General features: G+C 64.8%; 18 protein-coding genes. 9 read left to right on the top strand and 9 right to left on the bottom strand.

Going from position 1 to position 17,181, the window contains the following annotated elements; all coding sequences use genetic code 11:
• Positions 1-2 precede the first annotated feature (2 nt).
• Entirely contained in the window at positions 3-923 is a 921-nt protein-coding gene (locus ACSHWJ_RS13390; protein ID WP_143708560.1) for a GIDE domain-containing protein, read from the top strand.
• Positions 924-1,076: 153 nt separating this feature from the next.
• On the opposite strand, the gene ACSHWJ_RS13385 is transcribed toward ACSHWJ_RS13390, so the two are convergent.
• The 7 genes from ACSHWJ_RS13385 to ACSHWJ_RS13355 form a co-directional block, all read right to left on the bottom strand.
• Positions 1,077-1,394, bottom strand: coding sequence for a phosphoribosyl-ATP diphosphatase (locus tag ACSHWJ_RS13385; RefSeq protein WP_010962001.1), 318 nt, complete (start codon positions 1,392-1,394; stop codon positions 1,077-1,079).
• A 3-nt stretch (positions 1,395-1,397) separates the two neighbouring features.
• Positions 1,398-1,784 (bottom strand): phosphoribosyl-AMP cyclohydrolase, encoded by a 387-nt coding sequence (gene hisI / locus ACSHWJ_RS13380; RefSeq protein WP_010962002.1) that lies wholly within the window; start codon positions 1,782-1,784, stop codon positions 1,398-1,400.
• The gene (gene hisF, locus ACSHWJ_RS13375) at positions 1,781-2,545 is read right to left on the bottom strand and encodes an imidazole glycerol phosphate synthase subunit HisF (RefSeq protein WP_010962003.1); all 765 of its coding nucleotides are present in this window, start codon (positions 2,543-2,545) and stop codon (positions 1,781-1,783) included. Before hisF ends, hisI begins: the two co-directional genes overlap by 4 nt.
• A gap of 1 nt (position 2,546) precedes the next feature.
• Positions 2,547-3,278 (bottom strand): 1-(5-phosphoribosyl)-5-[(5-phosphoribosylamino)methylideneamino]imidazole-4-carboxamide isomerase, encoded by a 732-nt coding sequence (gene hisA, locus ACSHWJ_RS13370; RefSeq protein WP_010962004.1) that lies wholly within the window; start codon positions 3,276-3,278, stop codon positions 2,547-2,549.
• A 37-nt stretch (positions 3,279-3,315) separates the two neighbouring features.
• Positions 3,316-3,969 (bottom strand): imidazole glycerol phosphate synthase subunit HisH, encoded by a 654-nt coding sequence (gene hisH, locus ACSHWJ_RS13365; protein ID WP_010962005.1) that lies wholly within the window; start codon positions 3,967-3,969, stop codon positions 3,316-3,318.
• Between the two features lie 46 nt (positions 3,970-4,015).
• Positions 4,016-4,609 carry an imidazoleglycerol-phosphate dehydratase HisB gene (gene hisB, locus ACSHWJ_RS13360; protein ID WP_010962006.1) on the bottom strand — a complete coding sequence of 198 codons (594 nt, stop codon included), beginning with the start codon at positions 4,607-4,609 and terminating at the stop codon, positions 4,016-4,018.
• Positions 4,610-4,704: 95 nt separating this feature from the next.
• Positions 4,705-6,372 carry a pyridoxal phosphate-dependent decarboxylase family protein gene (locus tag ACSHWJ_RS13355; RefSeq protein WP_256996556.1) on the bottom strand — a complete coding sequence of 556 codons (1,668 nt, stop codon included), beginning with the start codon at positions 6,370-6,372 and terminating at the stop codon, positions 4,705-4,707.
• 146 nt (positions 6,373-6,518) lie between these two features.
• Between ACSHWJ_RS13355 and ACSHWJ_RS13350 the strand changes: the two genes are divergently transcribed.
• From ACSHWJ_RS13350 to ACSHWJ_RS13315, 8 genes are all read left to right on the top strand, one after another.
• Positions 6,519-7,310 (top strand): class I SAM-dependent methyltransferase, encoded by a 792-nt coding sequence (locus ACSHWJ_RS13350; protein ID WP_249385207.1) that lies wholly within the window; start codon positions 6,519-6,521, stop codon positions 7,308-7,310.
• Positions 7,311-7,404: 94 nt separating this feature from the next.
• Positions 7,405-7,842 carry a VOC family protein gene (locus tag ACSHWJ_RS13345; RefSeq protein WP_010962009.1) on the top strand — a complete coding sequence of 146 codons (438 nt, stop codon included), beginning with the start codon at positions 7,405-7,407 and terminating at the stop codon, positions 7,840-7,842.
• 465 nt (positions 7,843-8,307) lie between these two features.
• The gene (locus tag ACSHWJ_RS13340; RefSeq protein ID WP_218798468.1) at positions 8,308-8,598 is read left to right on the top strand and encodes a hypothetical protein; all 291 of its coding nucleotides are present in this window, start codon (positions 8,308-8,310) and stop codon (positions 8,596-8,598) included.
• Between the two features lie 208 nt (positions 8,599-8,806).
• On the top strand, positions 8,807-9,271 hold the full coding sequence (locus ACSHWJ_RS13335) for a MarR family winged helix-turn-helix transcriptional regulator (protein ID WP_228370223.1): 465 nt from the start codon (positions 8,807-8,809) through the stop codon (positions 9,269-9,271).
• A 64-nt stretch (positions 9,272-9,335) separates the two neighbouring features.
• Positions 9,336-10,688, top strand: coding sequence for an SCP2 sterol-binding domain-containing protein (locus ACSHWJ_RS13330; RefSeq protein ID WP_282213162.1), 1,353 nt, complete (start codon positions 9,336-9,338; stop codon positions 10,686-10,688).
• Between the two features lie 139 nt (positions 10,689-10,827).
• Complete coding sequence (locus ACSHWJ_RS13325; RefSeq protein ID WP_282213161.1) at positions 10,828-11,940, top strand: efflux RND transporter periplasmic adaptor subunit; 1,113 nt, start codon at positions 10,828-10,830, stop codon at positions 11,938-11,940.
• Entirely contained in the window at positions 11,937-14,990 is a 3,054-nt protein-coding gene (locus tag ACSHWJ_RS13320) for an efflux RND transporter permease subunit (protein WP_282213160.1), read from the top strand. The genes ACSHWJ_RS13325 and ACSHWJ_RS13320 overlap by 4 nt, the downstream gene beginning before the upstream one ends.
• 67 nt (positions 14,991-15,057) lie before the next feature.
• Positions 15,058-16,506, top strand: coding sequence for an efflux transporter outer membrane subunit (locus ACSHWJ_RS13315; protein WP_218798365.1), 1,449 nt, complete (start codon positions 15,058-15,060; stop codon positions 16,504-16,506).
• Between the two features lie 30 nt (positions 16,507-16,536).
• On the opposite strand, the gene ACSHWJ_RS13310 is transcribed toward ACSHWJ_RS13315, so the two are convergent.
• Together ACSHWJ_RS13310 and ACSHWJ_RS13305 are read right to left on the bottom strand one after the other, a co-directional pair.
• Positions 16,537-16,908: a hypothetical protein gene (locus ACSHWJ_RS13310; RefSeq protein WP_218798366.1), complete on the bottom strand. Its 372-nt coding sequence runs from the start codon at positions 16,906-16,908 to the stop codon at positions 16,537-16,539.
• The gene (locus tag ACSHWJ_RS13305) at positions 16,892-17,179 is read right to left on the bottom strand and encodes an RnfH family protein (protein WP_010962017.1); all 288 of its coding nucleotides are present in this window, start codon (positions 17,177-17,179) and stop codon (positions 16,892-16,894) included. The genes ACSHWJ_RS13310 and ACSHWJ_RS13305 overlap by 17 nt, the downstream gene beginning before the upstream one ends.
• Positions 17,180-17,181: the final 2 nt, after the last annotated feature.

Below are 17,181 nucleotides of genomic sequence, written 5' to 3'. Positions count from 1 at the left end.
GTATGTCCGGCTGGCTCGCGGCGGCGGGGGAACACGAAATCTGGCTGCTGACCTGGCTGAGCGCCGCCATGGCGGCGCTGTGCCTGTGGCAGGGTTTCCGCCATCTGGGCCATGGCCGGGCGATCACCGACCGGCCGACTTCGCGCATTCGCTCGGCTGCCCAGGGATACGTCGAACTGGAAGGACGCGCCCGGATGATGGCGGGCGCCCCCATCATCGCACCCTTGAGCGGGAAACGCTGCGTGTGGTACCGCTACACGCTGGAACGCAAAGACCGGGGCAGCGGAGACTCAAGCTGGCAAACGGTCGACGCGGGCACCAGCACGGCCATCTTCGAAATCGAGGATGAAACCGGTCGCTGTGTCGTCGATCCCGAGGACGCCGAGGTACTGCCGCCCATCCGCCTGAGCTGGCGCGGCCTCTACCCGCAGCCCGGCGGCCCGCCGCGCGGCCGCCGAAGTGTCTGGGAGGTCCTGCTTCCGGCCGGACCCTACCGTTATACCGAGTCCCGCATCCCCGAAGGCGAGTGGCTTTTCGTTTCCGGCCAGTTCGCCGGCATCGGCGGCGGCGATTGCTCCCCCGAGGAAGAGACCCGGGATCTGCTGGCAGCCTGGAAACGGGACAAGACGGCTTTGCTGCGGCGCTTCGACGAGAACAAGGATGGCGACATCGACCTGGCGGAATGGGAGAAGGCGCGGGAATCGGCCCGCGACGAGGTGTTTCGACGGCGCGGCACCGCAGCCCATTCGGTGGAGCTCAACGTGCTGAGGAAACCGCGTGACGGGTCGAGATTCCTGATCTCGGCGCTGTCCCAGGATCACCTGGCCCGGCGCCATTTGTGGCTAGGGCTGGCCTGGCTGACGGGTTTCCTGGTCGCCGCGAGCCTGGGCGGCGCGGTGTCGGCCAGGCTGTGGAATGGTTGAGTGACGGGAAGCGCCCTCCCTCATCCGGCCCCACGGGCCACCTTCTGTTTTCGGACAATCCAGCCCGAAACCCTGCGGGCGAGCTTCGCTCGACCAAAATCGCTCCCGGCGTTTTCGTCCCAGCGGGAGAAGGGAAAAAGCCGCAACGCCCCCTCAACCGAGTTTGCGCGAAGCCTTCTCCTCCAGACCCGACATACCGAAGCGCCGGCCCAGCTCCCGCAGCACATCGTCCGGCCCGAGCCCCTGTTGGGCGAGCAGCACGCAGCAGTGGAACCACAGGTCGGCCATTTCGTAGACGATCTTTCCGGGTTCCCCGTCCTTGGCGGCGATCACGGTTTCGGTGGCCTCTTCACCGATCTTCTTGAGGATGGTGTCGAGCCCCTTGGCATACAGGCTCGCCGCATAGCTCTTGTCCGGCGCTTCGGTCTTGCGCTGTTCCAGGATTTCCGCCAACCGGTGCAGGACGTCCATCACTCAGGCTCCGTAGATCGAATCGGGCGGCTTCAGGACGGGTTCGACCGTCACCCAGCGGCCGTCCTGCAGCACGCGGTAGAAGCAGTGGTGGCGGCCGGTGTGGCAGGCAATGCCGCCGGCCTGTTCGACCTTGAGCAGCACCACGTCCTCGTCGCAGTCGATGCGGATTTCCAGCACCTTCTGGCGGTGGCCGGACTCCTCGCCCTTGCGCCACAGCCGGCCGCGCGAGCGCGACCAGTACACCGCGTAGCCTTCCGCGGCGGTCAAAGCCAGGGCCTCGCGGTTCATCCACGCCACCATCAGCACTTGGCCGGTCCCGGCTTCCTGCGCCACCACCGGCACCAGACCGTCAGCGGTCCAGCGTATCTCGTCGAGCCAGGCGCTCACCGGCGCACCTCGATGCCCTGGGTGGCCAGGAAATCCTTGGCTTGGCCGAGACTGTACTCGGCGAAATGGAAAATGCTGGCGGCGAGCACGGCATCGGCCCGGCCTTGCAGGATACCGTCGGCGAGATGCTGGAGATTGCCCACGCCGCCGGAGGCGATGACCGGCACGCCGACCGCGTCGCTGACCGCCCGGGTCAGTCCCAGGTCGAAGCCGGAACGGGTACCGTCGCGGTCCATGCTGGTGAGGAGGATTTCACCGGCACCCAGTTCGACCATGCGCCGCGCCCATTGCACGGCATCCAGCCCGGTCGGCTTGCGTCCGCCGTGGGTGAAAATCTCCCAGCGTGGCGGGTCCTCGCTCACCTGCTTGGCGTCGATGGCCACCACGATGCACTGCGAGCCGAAACGCTCGGCGGCCTCACGCACGAACTCGGGATTGAACACCGCGGCGGTGTTGATGCTGACCTTGTCGGCACCGGCATTGAGCATGCGGCGGATGTCGTCCAGGGTACGGATGCCGCCCCCCACCGTCAGCGGGATGAACACCTCGCCGGCGACCTGCTCGACCACGTGCACCATGGTTTCGCGGTCGTCGGAACTGGCGGTGATGTCGAGAAAGGCCAGCTCATCCGCTCCCTCCCGGTCGTAGCGCCGGGCGATCTCCACCGGATCACCGGCATCGCGGATGTCGACGAAACGGACGCCTTTGACCACGCGCCCGTTGTCGACGTCGAGGCAGGGAATGATGCGCTTGGCCAGCATGCTAGAAGGTTTCCGCCAGCTTGAGACCCTCGGCGAAGTCCAGCGTGCCTTCATAGATCGCCCGGCCGGTGATGGCACCAATGACGCCGTCGCCGACGATCTCGCCCAGCGCCTTGATGTCGTCGATCGTCGTGATGCCGCCGGAGGCGATCACGGGGATGTGGATCGCGCGCGCCAGCCGGGAGGTGGCCTCGATGTTCACGCCGCCCATCATGCCGTCGCGGCTGATGTCGGTATAGATGATCGCCTCCACGCCATCCGCCTCGAATTTCTGCGCCAGGTCGATCACGTCATGGTGTGAGAGTTTGGACCAGCCGTCGATGGCGACCTTGCCGTCGCGGGCGTCCAGGCCGATGATGATGTGGTTGGGGAATTCGGCCGTGACATCGCTCACGAAATGGGGCGCGCTGACCGCCTTGGTGCCGATGATGACGAAATCGACCCCGGCGTTCAGATAACCCTGGATGGTCTCCTCGTCGCGGATACCGCCGCCGACCTGGATCTCGACATCGGGACAGGCCTCGCGGATGGCATGGATGGTCTCGGCATTGCGCGGCTTGCCAGCGAAAGCCCCGTCCAGGTCCACCAGATGCAGGCGCCGGGCACCGGCAGCGACCCAGCGGCCGGCCACCGCCACCGGATCATCGGAAAACACCGTATCGTCTTCCATGCGGCCCTGCCGCAGGCGGACACATTTGCCGTCTTTCAAGTCGATAGCCGGTATCAGCAGCATAAACGTAAGGCCCTCAACGCCCTCAGTAGCGGGTTTTTCAACGGGATGACCAAGGTTCCCACCGGAGAAAATTGGCCAGCAGACGCAAACCGGCGGCCTGGCTCTTTTCGGGATGGAACTGCACCGCGAAAACCTTGCCCCGCGCCACGGCCGCCGCAAACGGGGTGGGATAGTCGCTGGTCGCGGCGACGTCGGCCGGATCGGCGGGCGCCGCGTAATAGCTATGCACGAAATAGAACCAGCTCTCCGCCGGGATACCGGCCCAAAGCGGATGGGATGGGTCGCTGAAATGAACACGGTTCCAGCCCATGTGCGGGATCTTGAGCGGTTCGCCGGCAGCACCGGTGAGCCCTTCCGGGAACCGCAGCACCCGGCCCGTAATGAGGCCGAGGCAGCGGGTGCCGCCGTTCTCCTCGCTCTCTTCAAGCAACGCCTGCATGCCGAGACAGATGCCGAGGAACGGCTTCTCAGCGGCGGCGCGGCGGACAACCTGCTCCAATCGCCGCTCGGCGAGGTGCGCCATGCAGTCACGCATGGCTCCCACCCCGGGGAACACCACGCGATCACTCGCAAGGATCACGTCCGGATCGGACGTGACCGTGACAGCGGCGTTTGCGTCTGCATGCTGGAGCGCCTTGGCGATGGAGTGGAGATTCCCCATGCCGTAATCGATGACCGCCACCGAAGACATAAGCTCAGGTTCTGTCGGAAAAGTAAAGATGGATCGAGGGTCGGACTCAGAGCAGACCTTTGGTCGAAGGGAGGACGCCGGCGGTTCTCGCATCGCGCTCGACGGCCGCGCGCACCGCGCGCCCGAACGCCTTGAATATGGTCTCGGCGACGTGATGGGCGTTCAGCCCTTTGAGATTGTCGATGTGCAGCGTCGCCTGGGCGTGGTTCACGAATCCGCGGAAGAACTCGACGAACAGATCCACCTCGAAGTCGCCGATGCGGTCGCGGGGAAATTCGACCTCGTAGAACAGACCGGAGCGTCCTGAAAAATCGATCACCACCCGCGACAGCGCCTCGTCCAGGGGGACGTAGGCATGGCCGTAGCGGTGAATGCCGCGCTTGTCGCCCAGCGCCTTGGCGAAAGCCTGGCCGAGCGCGATGCCGATGTCTTCCACGGTGTGGTGGGCGTCGATGTGCAAGTCACCCTTCGCTTCGACCTCCAAGTCCATGCAGCCGTGCCTCGCCACCTGGTCGAGCATGTGGTCGAGAAAATGTACGCCGCTACGGAATTTACCCTTGCCGGTGCCGTCCAGGTCGACCTGGACCCTTATCTGCGTTTCCAGGGTATAACGCTCGACCTCAGCGGTTCGCCTGTTCATGGAGGAGGGAAGAATGAATCGTGTTCTGGCCGTCGGAATGCCTATGATATACCGCGTAGGGTACGAGCATAAGCCCCCGGGCGCTGTCCGGCCATTCAGGCTGAAAAACCCGGCCCACAGACCTCCCACGCCCGCCACACTTGGTCCACCACCCGATCGATCGTGCGTCGGTCGGTCCAGGGACTCATGATGAAGGATTTGATAGCCGCAATGCGGCCGTTGCCGCGCCCCGCGTCGCGATAGGCGTCGGTCCAGGACAACAGCACGCCCTCGCCTTTCACCGCCTTGGCATGCATGCGGTCGAAGATTTCGCGGTTGAAACGGTTGTGGCGCTCCAGGATGTCCGCGTACGCCGGATCGGTCAGTTCCCGCCGATAGGCCGCTGCCGCTTCGATGCCCGGCGGGTAGAGACGGAACAGCGTCACCGGCCCGAAGTTGCCGCCGTTGAGGATATGGACGAAGTCCAGCTCCTCCAGCAGCTCGCGCAGGCGCTCCGACATTTCCACGCTGTGGCCGAGGATGACGCGGTAGCCCTCCTTCCCGAGCAGCCGGAGATTGGCCAGCGCGGCGAGCGCGCCGGCGCCGGAGCGGGAGCATTCCAAGGTGAACAGCCCCGGATGGTAATGGCCGAATTGGTACAGATAGGGCATCTGCGCCTGATCGCGACTCAGCAGTGCCAGGTCGTCGCGGTTCTTGACCAACACGGCACTGGATACGTAAGGGACGTAGCCGGTCTTGTGGAAATCCAGCCCGATGCTGTCGGCGCGGTGCAGGAGGCCGATACGTTCCACCGAATCCTGCAGCGAGCGCAGGGTACGGGCATGGAATCCCAAGGGATTCAGCTCGAAGTCGTAATCCTTGAACACCGACCACGGCCAGCCGATCACGGCATCGGCATGGAGGTGCGGCCGGTACGGCAGGCGGTATTCCTCCGCCAGCGCATCCCGGATATCGGCGATGGCGGCGAGATCGTCGATGCCGAAGGCGTCGGTGGTGCCGAGGGTGGCGATGATCGCCGCCACCTCCTCGCCGGCTTCGAACCGCCTCCGCAGCTCACTTTCCAGATGAGTCAGCGACATCTCGTTCTGCAGCGTCGTCGGCACGGTGACCAGGTTTTCGGTACCGAGCCCCAGCCAGCCAGCTGCGTTCACCCGGGAATAGTGTGACACCCCCGAAGCCAGTATTTTGTACGGTTTGCGGATGCCTTCATGCATGGCGCGGCCACCGGAAATCTTCTCCAGGGCCAGCTTCAGGCCGTAAAGTATCGTGCCGGTGCCACCGAAGGTGAACACCCCGCCGGCACTTTCACGCTCGTAGCCCACCAGATCCGCCAGCATGGCCACCGCTTCGATTTCGGCTTCGGCGAAGCGGGCCGAATATTCGTCCCAGATGATGTTCGGGTTGTAGATGGCGCTGGCGATGAAGGCGGTGATGCTGGCGATGGTGGGCGGCGGTATCACGTTGGCCTGGGCATTGGGATGTGCCCATACCACCATGCCACGGCAATAGTCCGCCAACATCGCGGTGATCTGCTCGATCGAACTCATCCGCTCCGGCATCGGCAAGGCGCGCTGGGCGGAATAATCACCATCCAGCGTCGAACCCAGGATGGGTGAGGCCGACTTGAGGCCATCCACCCTGTCGAGGAAACAGGACAAGGTATGCACGAAGTAGCCGTCCATGACCGGATTGGATACCGGTGAGGGAAAACAGATCTTCAGGGCATCCAGGATCTCGCTGTAATGACGATGATGGGTGTTCACGCGCTCCGTCCTCATTGCCCTGCTCCCGTTCGGGAACACTCGATCGCAGCAAACTAAACCAAGCGCCCGTCGAGATCCAGCTCCGGGGGCGGACGATATACTTCCCACACCATTGAGCCTGTCGAGGCACCCGCATGGATTTCCGGATGAACTCTCCCGCCGGCAAGGCCATCCTGGCACGCGCCAGAAACGGGGACTACGCCCACCCCGGCGAAGAGGAGGCCATTGCCGCCGCGGTCGATGGACTCCCGCGGGAAAGGATTCACCGTCTGCTGGATGTCGGCTGCGGTCGCGGCGGTACCGCCGACTGGTTCTGGCGCCATGGCTGGGGCGAAGTGACGGGGGTGGACATCGACGCCACATCCATCGAGTATGCCAGGATGCGTTATCCCGGCGTCCGGTTCCTGCAGCAGGACGTCTGCCGCATGGAACGGCCGCAATTCCAGGGATTCGACCTCGTCTATCTGTTCACGGCCCTGTACGCCATCCCCGACCAGACGGAGGCTCTGCGCCGAATGAGGATGGCCGCGCGGCCGGGAGGCATCCTGCTCCTCGTCGACTATACCCGGCCCGCGACCCAGCCCCCACCGCCCGAACTCGGCCCCGAGATCGGGAATCCGATCGAATTCGAAACAGTGGGCGACACCCTCGCCGCGACCGGCTGGAAGCTACAGACTCGGGAAGACTGGACTCCCCGGTTTGCAGTCTGGTACGAAAACCTCCTGGAGCGGTTCGCCCGCGAGCGCGACTGGATCGTCGATACGCACGGCCCGGACTGGTACGGCTACGTGACCGGCTGGTACGAAGCGCTCTGGAAGGCGCTCGGCGCGCGGAGACTGGGCGGCACTCTGGTACGGGCGACGACGCGGGAGCCGGCACGGTTCGCGGCGGAACCGTTCCTACCCCTCATTCACGGGGGCGAAGGCGCAGAACCGTGAGCGGGATGTTGGCTTCCATGCAAGACTGCGATTACGCTTAGAATCCGTAGTCCGTCAAAACGTCGTCCCAGGTCGCGAGCACAGGAGGCAAGACATGGCTAAAGCTATCCCCGATGGTTATCACACCGTCATCCCTTATCTGGTGGTGCGGGGCGCCGACGAGTTGATCGAGTTCATGAAAACCGCCTTCGACGCGAAGGAATGGGAACGGATCATGCGGCCGGACGGCACCGTCGGCCATGCCGAAATGCGGGTCGGCGACTCCGTGATCATGCTGAGCGAGGCCCGAGGCGAGTGGCAGCCGATGCCCGGCGCAATCTATCTCTATGTCCCCGACGCCGACTCCGCCTACCAGCGCGCGCTCGATGCGGGAGCGACTTCGATCGCGCCGCTCGCCAACCAGTTCTACGGCGACCGCCACGGCGGGGTGCGCGATGCATCGGGCAACATCTGGTGGATCGCCACCCACATCGAGGACGTGCCGGCCGAGGAGCTCAAGCAGCGCGCCGAAGCCTTCTTCTCCAAACACTGAAGCCTCTCCTGGGCGGCGGCCGCGGCAGGTATCGTCCTGCGACGGCGGCGAGAAGGTGTCGGAACCGCCAAAACCGATCGACCGTCCCGAAAACGGCATTTGCCACAGAGAGTAACCGGCCGGACTGCCAAACCCGGCAGAGCCACCCGGCAAAGCCGACACCCCCGCCGCTCCAGCCCGGGCATTTCTGCCCCAACACTGAGCACCGCCCCATCATAGACCACTCACCCTCCTGTCCCTGCCGGACTGCCCATCCCTTTGCCAGGGAAGACGGCCAGGCACGCTCCTGAGCATAATCAGACCTTCGACCAGCCGAAAAAAGAATAAGCCGGGGGTTTCGTTTTGAGGCGAAACGTCATACGATATTGCGCACATCGTTGGTGCAATATCGATTTATGCACCATAATGATGCATTCGACAGCTACACTCAGACCCGTCCAAGAGGAACGCCCCATGCTTACCAGAATGACAACCACCTTAGGCATCGTGCTGACCATGGGCCTCCTGGCCGGGCAGGCCCATGCCAAACCCGACATCGTCACCGAAAACGACGTCAAGAACTGCCAGTTCCTGAAAACCGTCCGGGGATCTTCCGGCTACGGCAAGAAATTCGGGAGCTGGCAACCCGAAGCCAAGGCTTCCGCGGAAAGAGAGGCGACCCAGATCGGCGCAAGCCACATCGTCTGGAGTGACCTCAAGCCGTCCGGAGCATTCAACGGCATCGCCACCGCCAAGGCCTACGACTGCGGCAGATAAACCTCCCGCCAGGATTGGCGGGATGGCTCCATCCCCACGACAAACCAAAGGACTTCCTCAATCCCCATCGTTTTGGGCAGGACGGCGTATCCGTCCTGTATTTTTTGCGGCGGGTACAGCCGCCACCTCCACTTGACTCGCGGATGCGTTGACACCAACGAATAGGTGTATATACTCACAATCATCGACGACTCCATAGCGCAAGATCGTGACTCCCTCGGAAACCTCGGCCGAACACGAACCGGACTACCGTACGTGCATGGACTGCACGGGATTCAACCTGCGCAAGGCCATGCGCGCGGTTGGCCAGCACTATGACGATGCCCTGCGTCCCGCAGGCCTTCGGGGCACCCAGTTTTCCCTCCTGGCAGCGGCAAAAATCGCCGGCCCGGTAACGGTGAGTCGGCTGGCCGAAATGGCGGTGATGGATCGGACGACGCTGACCCGCAATCTGAACGTGCTGGAAAAACAGGGTCTCGTGGCCGTGGTGCCGGGCGCGGACCGCCGGACCCGGCGGGTCGTGATCACGGAACGAGGGGTCACCGTCCTGCGGCAGGCCTACCCGCTCTGGCAGCAGGCCCAGGACCGGCTGGCGGCGAAACTCGGAGCCGACCGGCTGCAAGCCCTGCGGGAAAACATGGCGACCCTGGTCGACGCAACCCTGCCACGGTGAAATCTTTCGCCCTATTAGGTGCATATACACTTTTATTCCGGCTCTACGGCGGAGGTCGATTTCCATGAACCATACGGATACGAAATACCTGAGAAACCATCCCACGGTGAGGCGCATTCTGGACGAGTCTCCGCACCACCCCACGGAAACACCAGTGCTCGAAGCGGCCTGGCTGCGCAAGATCGCCCTGGAGGCAGGGGCCAACGACGTCGGATGCGTCGGCCTTGAACGGGCGGAAATGGCCTCCCAGCGGGACGACATCCTGCAGGCATTCCCCTACGCGAAAACCCTGCTCAGTTTCGTCTGCCGCATGAACCGTGAAAACCTCCGGACTCCCAGCCGTTCGATCGCCAATCTCGAATTCCACCAGTCGGCGGATGCAGTCAACCAGACCGGCCGGCGGATCGTCCAGACCCTGGAAAGGCACGGCATCCGTGCGGCCCATACCGCCGTCGGCTTCCCCATGGAAGCGGACCGGTGGCCGGCACGGATGTGGGTGATTTCCCACAAACCGGTGGCCGAAGCCGCGGGACTGGGCCGGATGGGATTGCACCGGAACATCATTCATCCGGTATTCGGCAGTTTCATCCTGCTCGGCACCGTGGTCCTGGATGCCAGGATCGATAATGACTCCCGCCCCATCGACTACAATCCCTGTCTGGAATGTAAACTTTGTGTGGGAGCCTGTCCGACAGGAGCGATCGGGATGGATGGCCATTTCGATTTTTCCGCTTGTTACACCCATAACTACCGCGAATTCATGGGAGGCTTCAGCGACTGGGCAGAAACGGTCGCGGCCAGCACCAGCGCGTCGGATTACCGGAAAAAGATCGGCTACGCCGAATCGGTGTCCCTGTGGCAGAGCCTCTCCTTCGGGGCGAACTACAAGGCTGCCTATTGCCTGTCGGTGTGCCCGGCGGGGGAGGACGTGGTGCGGCCATTCCTGGAGGACCGGAGACGCTTCATCGCCGAAGTGATGCGCCCGCTGCAGGACAAATCCGAAACGGTGTACGTGATCGCCGGTTCCGATGCGGAAGATCACGTCCGCCGCCGTTTTCCGCATAAATCCGCCAAACGGGTGCGAAACACGCTCCGGCCCACTTCGATACGGACCTTCCTGAGCGGACTGCCGCTGGTGTTCCAGCGCGGGCGGGCCTCGGGTCTGCACGCGACCTACCATTTCAGCTTCACTGGCGAGGAAACGCTCGGCGTCACGGTCGTGATCAGGGACCGGACGCTCGCGGTAAGGGAGGGGCTCCATGGCCGGCCCGATTTCCGGATCACGGCCGATGGCAAGACCTGGCTCGGCTTCCTGGCGGGAGAAGTCAGCCTCTTCGGCGCACTGCTGCGCAGGAAGATCCGGTTCAAAGGCCCCCCGCGATTGCTTCTGGCATTCGGTCGATGCTTTCCCACGTGATTTTCCCTTGCCATGAACAGGGAAAAAACGTTATGAAATGCCTCGCCCGCCTTGCGGGCCATGCCGTCCGACCTTCAGGACTTTACGCCCGCGGAGGACCTCGCTGGGTCGCTTCCGCCACCAGGGCCAGGGAACCGCTATGACCTACGCCACCCTCCCGTGGAAACCGGGAATCTTCGTCCTCACCGCCATTCTCGTGATCCTTGCGCTCGCGGCCTGTTCCGACAGCCGCGGCGGCGCGGAGCAAACCCGGCCGGTCGCCACCTTCCGGGTCGCCGCAGAAACCGGTTCCGCCGGCATGAGCTTCGCCGGCGAGATCCGGGCCCGCCACGAAACCACCCTGTCTTTCCGGGTCCCCGGAAAACTGGCTTCCCGTCCGGTCGAGCTGGGCGACCGGGTCCAGAAAGGCCAGCTGCTGGCCGCCCTGGACCCCGCCGATTACGAACTGGCCGTGCAGTCAGCCAAAGCCCAGCTGGCGGCCGCCAGGGCAGAATTGGAATTCTCCCGCGAGGACCTTCAGCGATATCGTGAACTCCTGGAACAGCGGGTCGTCAGCCCTCCCGAATTCGATCGCCGCCGTACCGCCTATACCGCCGCGAAAGAGCGTGTGACCGCGCTCGAGGCTCAGGCGACCGAGGCGGCCAACCGGGTGGACTATACGGCGCTGCGCGCCGACCGGGGCGGCGTGGTGACCGCGGTCTCGGCGGAAACCGGCCAGGTGCTGGCCGCCGGCCAGCCGGTGCTCACGCTGGCCCGGCTCGACGAACCGGAGATCAGCGTCGATGTCCCCGAGCACCGCGTCGGCCTGCTCCAGCCGGGCCAGGAAGCAGCGGTCACGCTCTGGGCCGACGGACGGCGGCTCAAGGCGCGCCTCCGTGAGATCGCCGCGGCGGCGGACCCTGCGAGCCGAACCTACCGGGTACGGGCCACGCTGCTCGAAGGCCAGGAGACCGTCCGTCTCGGCATGACAGCGACCCTCTGGATCGACGCCGTCGGCACGGAACGGGCGACGATCCCCCTTTCGGCCGTGTTCAGTCCCCAGCAGCAGCCCGCTCCGCCTCGCGTCTGGCTGGTGGACGAAGCACGGCTCACCGTCAAGTCGGTGCCCGTCCGGCTGAACGAAGTCACGGGCGCGGAACGCGTTTCGGTCGAAGGCGTGGCGCCTGGCCAACTGGTGGTGAGTGCCGGCGTACAGCGCCTGACCGAGGGCCAGAAAGTACGTATCATCCCCGACCCGGCCGGCCGTCCATGAAAGGTTTCAATCTGAGCCAATGGGCGCTGGAACACCGCGCCTTCACCGGCTTCCTCATCACGCTCGTCCTGCTGGGGGGACTTTTCGCCTATTTCCGGCTGGAACAGCGGGAGGATCCAGAATTCACCTTCCGCCTGATGGTGGTGAAGACCCTGTATCCAGGGGCGACGGCGCGGGAGGTGGAAGAGCAGCTCACCGACCGCCTCGAAAAAAAGCTCCAGGAGCTGCCGGATCTCGACTACCTGCGCAGCTACTCCAAGCCGGGAGAATCGCTGATCTTCGTGGTGCCGCGGGAGGACACCTCCCCGGAAGAAGTCGCCGACATCTGGTACCAGGTCCGCAAGAAAGTCGGCGACATCCGGATGACGCTGCCGCAGGGAGTCATCGGCCCCTTCTTCAACGACGAATTCGGCGACACCTACAGCCTGATCTACGCCTTTTCCGGCGAGGACTTCGACTACGCCCGGCTCAAGGACCGGGTGGAAGCGGTCCGACAGCAGATTCTGCGGGTCAAGGACGTGGAAAAGGCCGATCTCATCGGGGCCCAGGAGGAGAAAGTCTACATCGAATTCTCCGACAAGAAGATGGCCCGCCTGGGACTGGACGCCACCGAAGTCGCCGCCGCCCTGCAGACGCAGAACGCCATGGCGCCGGCTGGAGCGGTCGACACCGGGGCTGGCGCTTTGCCAGTGCGGATCACCGGAACTTTCGACTCGGTGGAGAACGTGGCGAATCTCTCGGTGCGCATCGGCGGCCGGACCTTTAGGGTCAGCGACTTCGCCGAGGTCAGGCGCGGCTATGTCGACCCGCCGGAATTCCGGATGCGTTTCAACGGCAAGGATGTGATCGGGCTGGGCATCGCCATGAACCGGAAGGGCGATGTGCTGGCGCTGGGAAAGGCCGTGGACGCCACGCTGGGGCGCATCGAACGCGAGCTGCCGATTGGCATCACGGTGGAAAAGGTCGCCGACCAGGCCCAGGTCGTCCGCCGCTCCATCGGCGAATTCAAGCGCACATTCTTCGAAGCGCTGGCGGCGGTGCTCCTGGTCAGCTTCCTGAGCCTGGGGATTCGGGCAGGCGCAGTCGTTGCGCTCACGGTGCCCCTCGTGCTGGCCGCCACCCTGCTCGGCATGCTGGTGGCCGGCATCGCCCTGCACCGCATCTCTCTGGGAGCGCTGATCCTGGCGCTGGGTCTGCTGGTGGACGATGCCATGATCGCCATCGAAATGATGGCCCGTAAGCTCGAGGAAGGCTGGGACCGGCTGCAGGCCGCCACTTTCGCCTACCGCGCCACCGCCTTTCCGATGCTCACAGGCACCCTGATCACCATCGCCGGCTTCCTGCCGGTGGGTCTGGCCCGCTCCCAGGCGGGCGAGTACACGCAGGCGATCTTCCAGGTGGTGGGGCTCTCACTCGTATCGTCCTGGTTCGGCGCAGTGATCTTCACGCCTTACCTGGGGTTCTTGGCGCTCAGACCGAAAGGCGCCGGATCGGCTCACGAGATCTACGACACCCCGTTCTACGACCGTCTGCGTGGATGGGTGGCGGCCTGCGTCGAGCACCGCGGCAAGGTGATCCTGGCGACGGTCGCGCTGTTCGTCGTCGGCATCGCGACCTTGAGCCGGGTACCCGAGCAGTTTTTTCCGCTGTCGAACCGGCCGGAGGTCGTGATCGACCTGTGGCTGCCCGAAGGAAGCAGCTTCGCCCAGACCGAAGCCGCCGCCAAGCGCATGGAGTCGGTCCTGGCCCATGACCCGGACGTGTTGAGTTACGCGACCTACATCGGCGGCGGCAGCCCGCGTTTCTTCCTGCTCATCGTGCAACAGCTCGCCAATGCCAACCTCGCCGAATTCGTGGTGATGACGGGAGACAACGGCGCCCGCGAACGCGTCATGCGACGGATCCGCGAGGCGCTCGCCGCGGATTTTCCGGAAGTGCGGGGGCGCGCCATGCGGCTCAATGTCGGCCCGCCGATGGATTATCCCGTGGTGTTCCGGGTGTTCGGCGAAGACCCCGGCGTCGTCCGCGGCATCGCCGACCGGGTAGCGGCAGTCGTGCGTGCCAACCCGCATACGGTGGACGTGAACGACGACTGGCACGAACGGATTCCTTCGTTACGGCTGGCGCTGGACCAGGACAAGGCGCGGGCCCTGGGTGTCAGCACCGCCTCTCTCGCCCGCGCCCTGCAGGCTCATTACAGCGGGCTGACGGTAGGGCAGCTCCGCGAAAGCAACAAGCTCATCGACATCGTCTGGCGCGCCCAGACCCGATTGCGCACGGACCCCGCCGGCCTGCCCGACCTCGCCGTACCCACCGGCAGCGGCCTACCCGTACCGCTGTCCCAACTGGTGCGGTTCGAGACCGTGTTCGAGGACGGCGTGCGCTGGCGACGCAACCGTTTTCCCGCCATCTCGGTGCGCGCCGACGTGACGGACGGCATGCTGGCGCCCGACGTCGCGGCGGAAATAGAACCGGCGCTCAAGCCCATCATCGATGAACTCCCGCCCGGCTATTTCGTCGAAACCGGCGCCGCCCGGGAGGACGCGTGGACCGCACAGAAATCGATCCTGGTCTGGATTCCCTTGGTGCTCGTGACCACGCTCTTGCTGTTGATGATGCAGCTGCAGAATCTGTCCCGGACCTTTCTGGTCTTCGTCACGGCGCCCCTGGGCGTGATCGGCGCCGCCTTCGCCCTCCTCCTGTTCCGGGCGCCGTTTGGATTCGTGGCGCTGCTCGGGATCATCGCCTTGGCCGGCATGATCATGCGCAATTCGGTCATCCTAGTCGACCAGATCGAACAGGACGAAAAAGCCGGCCTCGACACCCGCCGCGCCATCGTCGAATCCACGGTCCGCCGTTTCCGGCCGATCATGCTCACGGCGGCGGCGGCGATCCTCGCCATGATCCCGCTGTCCACCAACGATTTTTTCGCCCCGCAGGCGATAGCCATCATGGGCGGGCTCACGGTCGCCACCCTGCTGACGGTATTCTTCCTGCCGGCGCTGTATGCGGCCTGGTTCAAAGTCGAACGGCGTGAGGGGGCGGCATGACAAGTTCGTCGGAAGCGGATTCGGACAGCCGGAGGCTACCCGAAGGGACTCATCCAGGAGGGCGCGCATGAGACCGTTCCGTCAGGCATTGGCCGGTACGCTGGCCGCAACTCTCCTGTGCGGCTGCACGCCGACCCGGGTCGCTCTCCCGCCGGCGCCGGCGGCCCCCGAAAACTGGGCTCAGGCGCCCCAGACGCCGGTATCGGCCCCCGCCATCCTGAAGCAGTGGTGGCGGAAATTCGATGATCCGGTTCTGGACGACCTGATCGACCGTGCGCTGGCCGCCAACCCGGACCTCCGGAGTGCCCAGGCGAGGGTCCGGGAAGCCGCGGCCACGGTCGTCGTCGCCGAATCCGCACTTTATCCCAGCCTCGATTTCTTCACTTCCGGCGGACGTGAAAAGCGGATCGACCGCATCATCGCCGTGCCGGGAAAACAGGGCTATCAGCTGATCACCCCCACCGCCGACATGGTGACCGGCGGACTCTCTGCGCGCTGGGAGCTGGACATCTTCGGCCAGCGTCACCTGGAAGCGGAAGCGGCGGCGGCACAGGCGCTGGGCGTGGAAGAAACGCTGCACGCGGCTCAGGTCGGCCTGCTGGCGCAAGTGGCCACGAATTATCTGGAACTGCGCGGCGTGCAGCGGCAGACGGCCCTGTTCGAAGACAATCTCGAGGTGCAGCGCGAGCGGCTGAAAACCTTGAGGGCCTTCTACCGCGCCGGTCTCGCCGAGGAAGCCGCCGTCGCCGGACAGGAAGCACTGTTACAAAGCGCGGAAGCGGCCCTGCCGGCACTGAACGAAACCGCCATCCGCCTGATCCAGCGCCTGAGCGTGCTGACCGGTCAGCCGCCGCAGACGCTGCAGGCCCGCCTGGCCGAACCCCGGCCGTTGCCGGCATCGACCCCCATCATCCCCAAGCTGTTGCCGTCCAGCCTGCTCGCGCAACGCCCCGACCTTCGCCAGGCCCAGGCCGAAGTCATCGCCGCGGCGGCCGGCCTGGGGGCGGCCCGTGCGGACTTGCTGCCGAAACTGGTGCTCTCGGCCAGCGGCGGCTTCGGGGCCCTGGCGGTCGGCGGGTTCCCCAGCCTGGCCGAAAGCGTCTACGCCCTCGGCGCGGGCCTCACTGCACCGATTTTCAACGCAGGACGCATCCGCGCCCAGATCGCCGCCGCCGACGCAAGGCTCGACCAGGTGGCCGCGAATTACGAAAAGACCTTTCTGCAGGCGCTGGAAGACGTGGAAAACGCCTTCCTCGCCCACCGGACGGCGAACCAGCGCTGCCTCCATCTGGCGGACGCCGAAGCCGCCGCGGAACATGCCCGGCACTCGACCGAAGCGCTGTATCGGCGGGGAGCGGCGAATTACCTTGCGGTGCTGGACTCGAAAGCTTCGAAACTGTCCGTCCTGGGCGAAGCCGTCAAAGCCCGGACCACCGCGCTGGTCGCACTGGTGTCGTTATACCGGGCGTTCGGCGGCGGCTGGCTGGAGGAACCGGTCGCCGTCGAAACGGACTGACGGGAACCCCGGCTTCACGATAGGGGTGGATCACTCCCTCGGAGCCTCCAGCAGCCTCGCCTCGCTCTTGATCACATCGCCGCGTCCCCAGACCGTCACCCCCTCCACAAACCAATGCGGATCGGTAGGGTGAGGCAGGACGACGTCGAATTCAGCGTAGAACGAGCCGTCGCCATGGAATTTCATCTGCCCGATGCCATGACCGCGGGCGTCACGCCAACGGCCGCAGAGGGTCTCTTCGCCGCTGTAGGGGTCCCGGCTGGATTCGAACTCCGCCTGGTCATAGACGGGCAGCCGCGCGAGCCGGCCCGGGGCGATACCCAACTTCTCGATTTCGTCCAGGAGCCTTGCGCAGACGGCCTCGCCGCGGCGCCGGACATCGGCATCAATCGTCGTCGTCATCGTCGTCCGAAGCGATCTTGCGACGCCGCACCGTCTTGGGATCGGCTGTGATGGGCCGGTATATCTCGATGCGGTCGCCTTCCTTCACCGGCGCGTCGAGTTTCACCAGTTTGCCGAAGATTCCGACTTTCTGTACGCTCAGATCGATCTCCGGAAACCGTTCCAGAATGCCGGAATAGCGGATGGCCTGTTCGACCGTGCTATCGTCCGGCATTTCCATCCGGAGCCACAGCTGGCGGTCGGCGTCCGCGTAGCACACGCCCACGTTCATGC

It is taken from the genome of Methylococcus sp. S1M (genome assembly GCF_051295855.1).
Classification (GTDB): domain Bacteria; phylum Pseudomonadota; class Gammaproteobacteria; order Methylococcales; family Methylococcaceae; genus Methylococcus; species Methylococcus capsulatus.
This window is presented reverse-complemented; position numbering and strand designations above follow the sequence as displayed.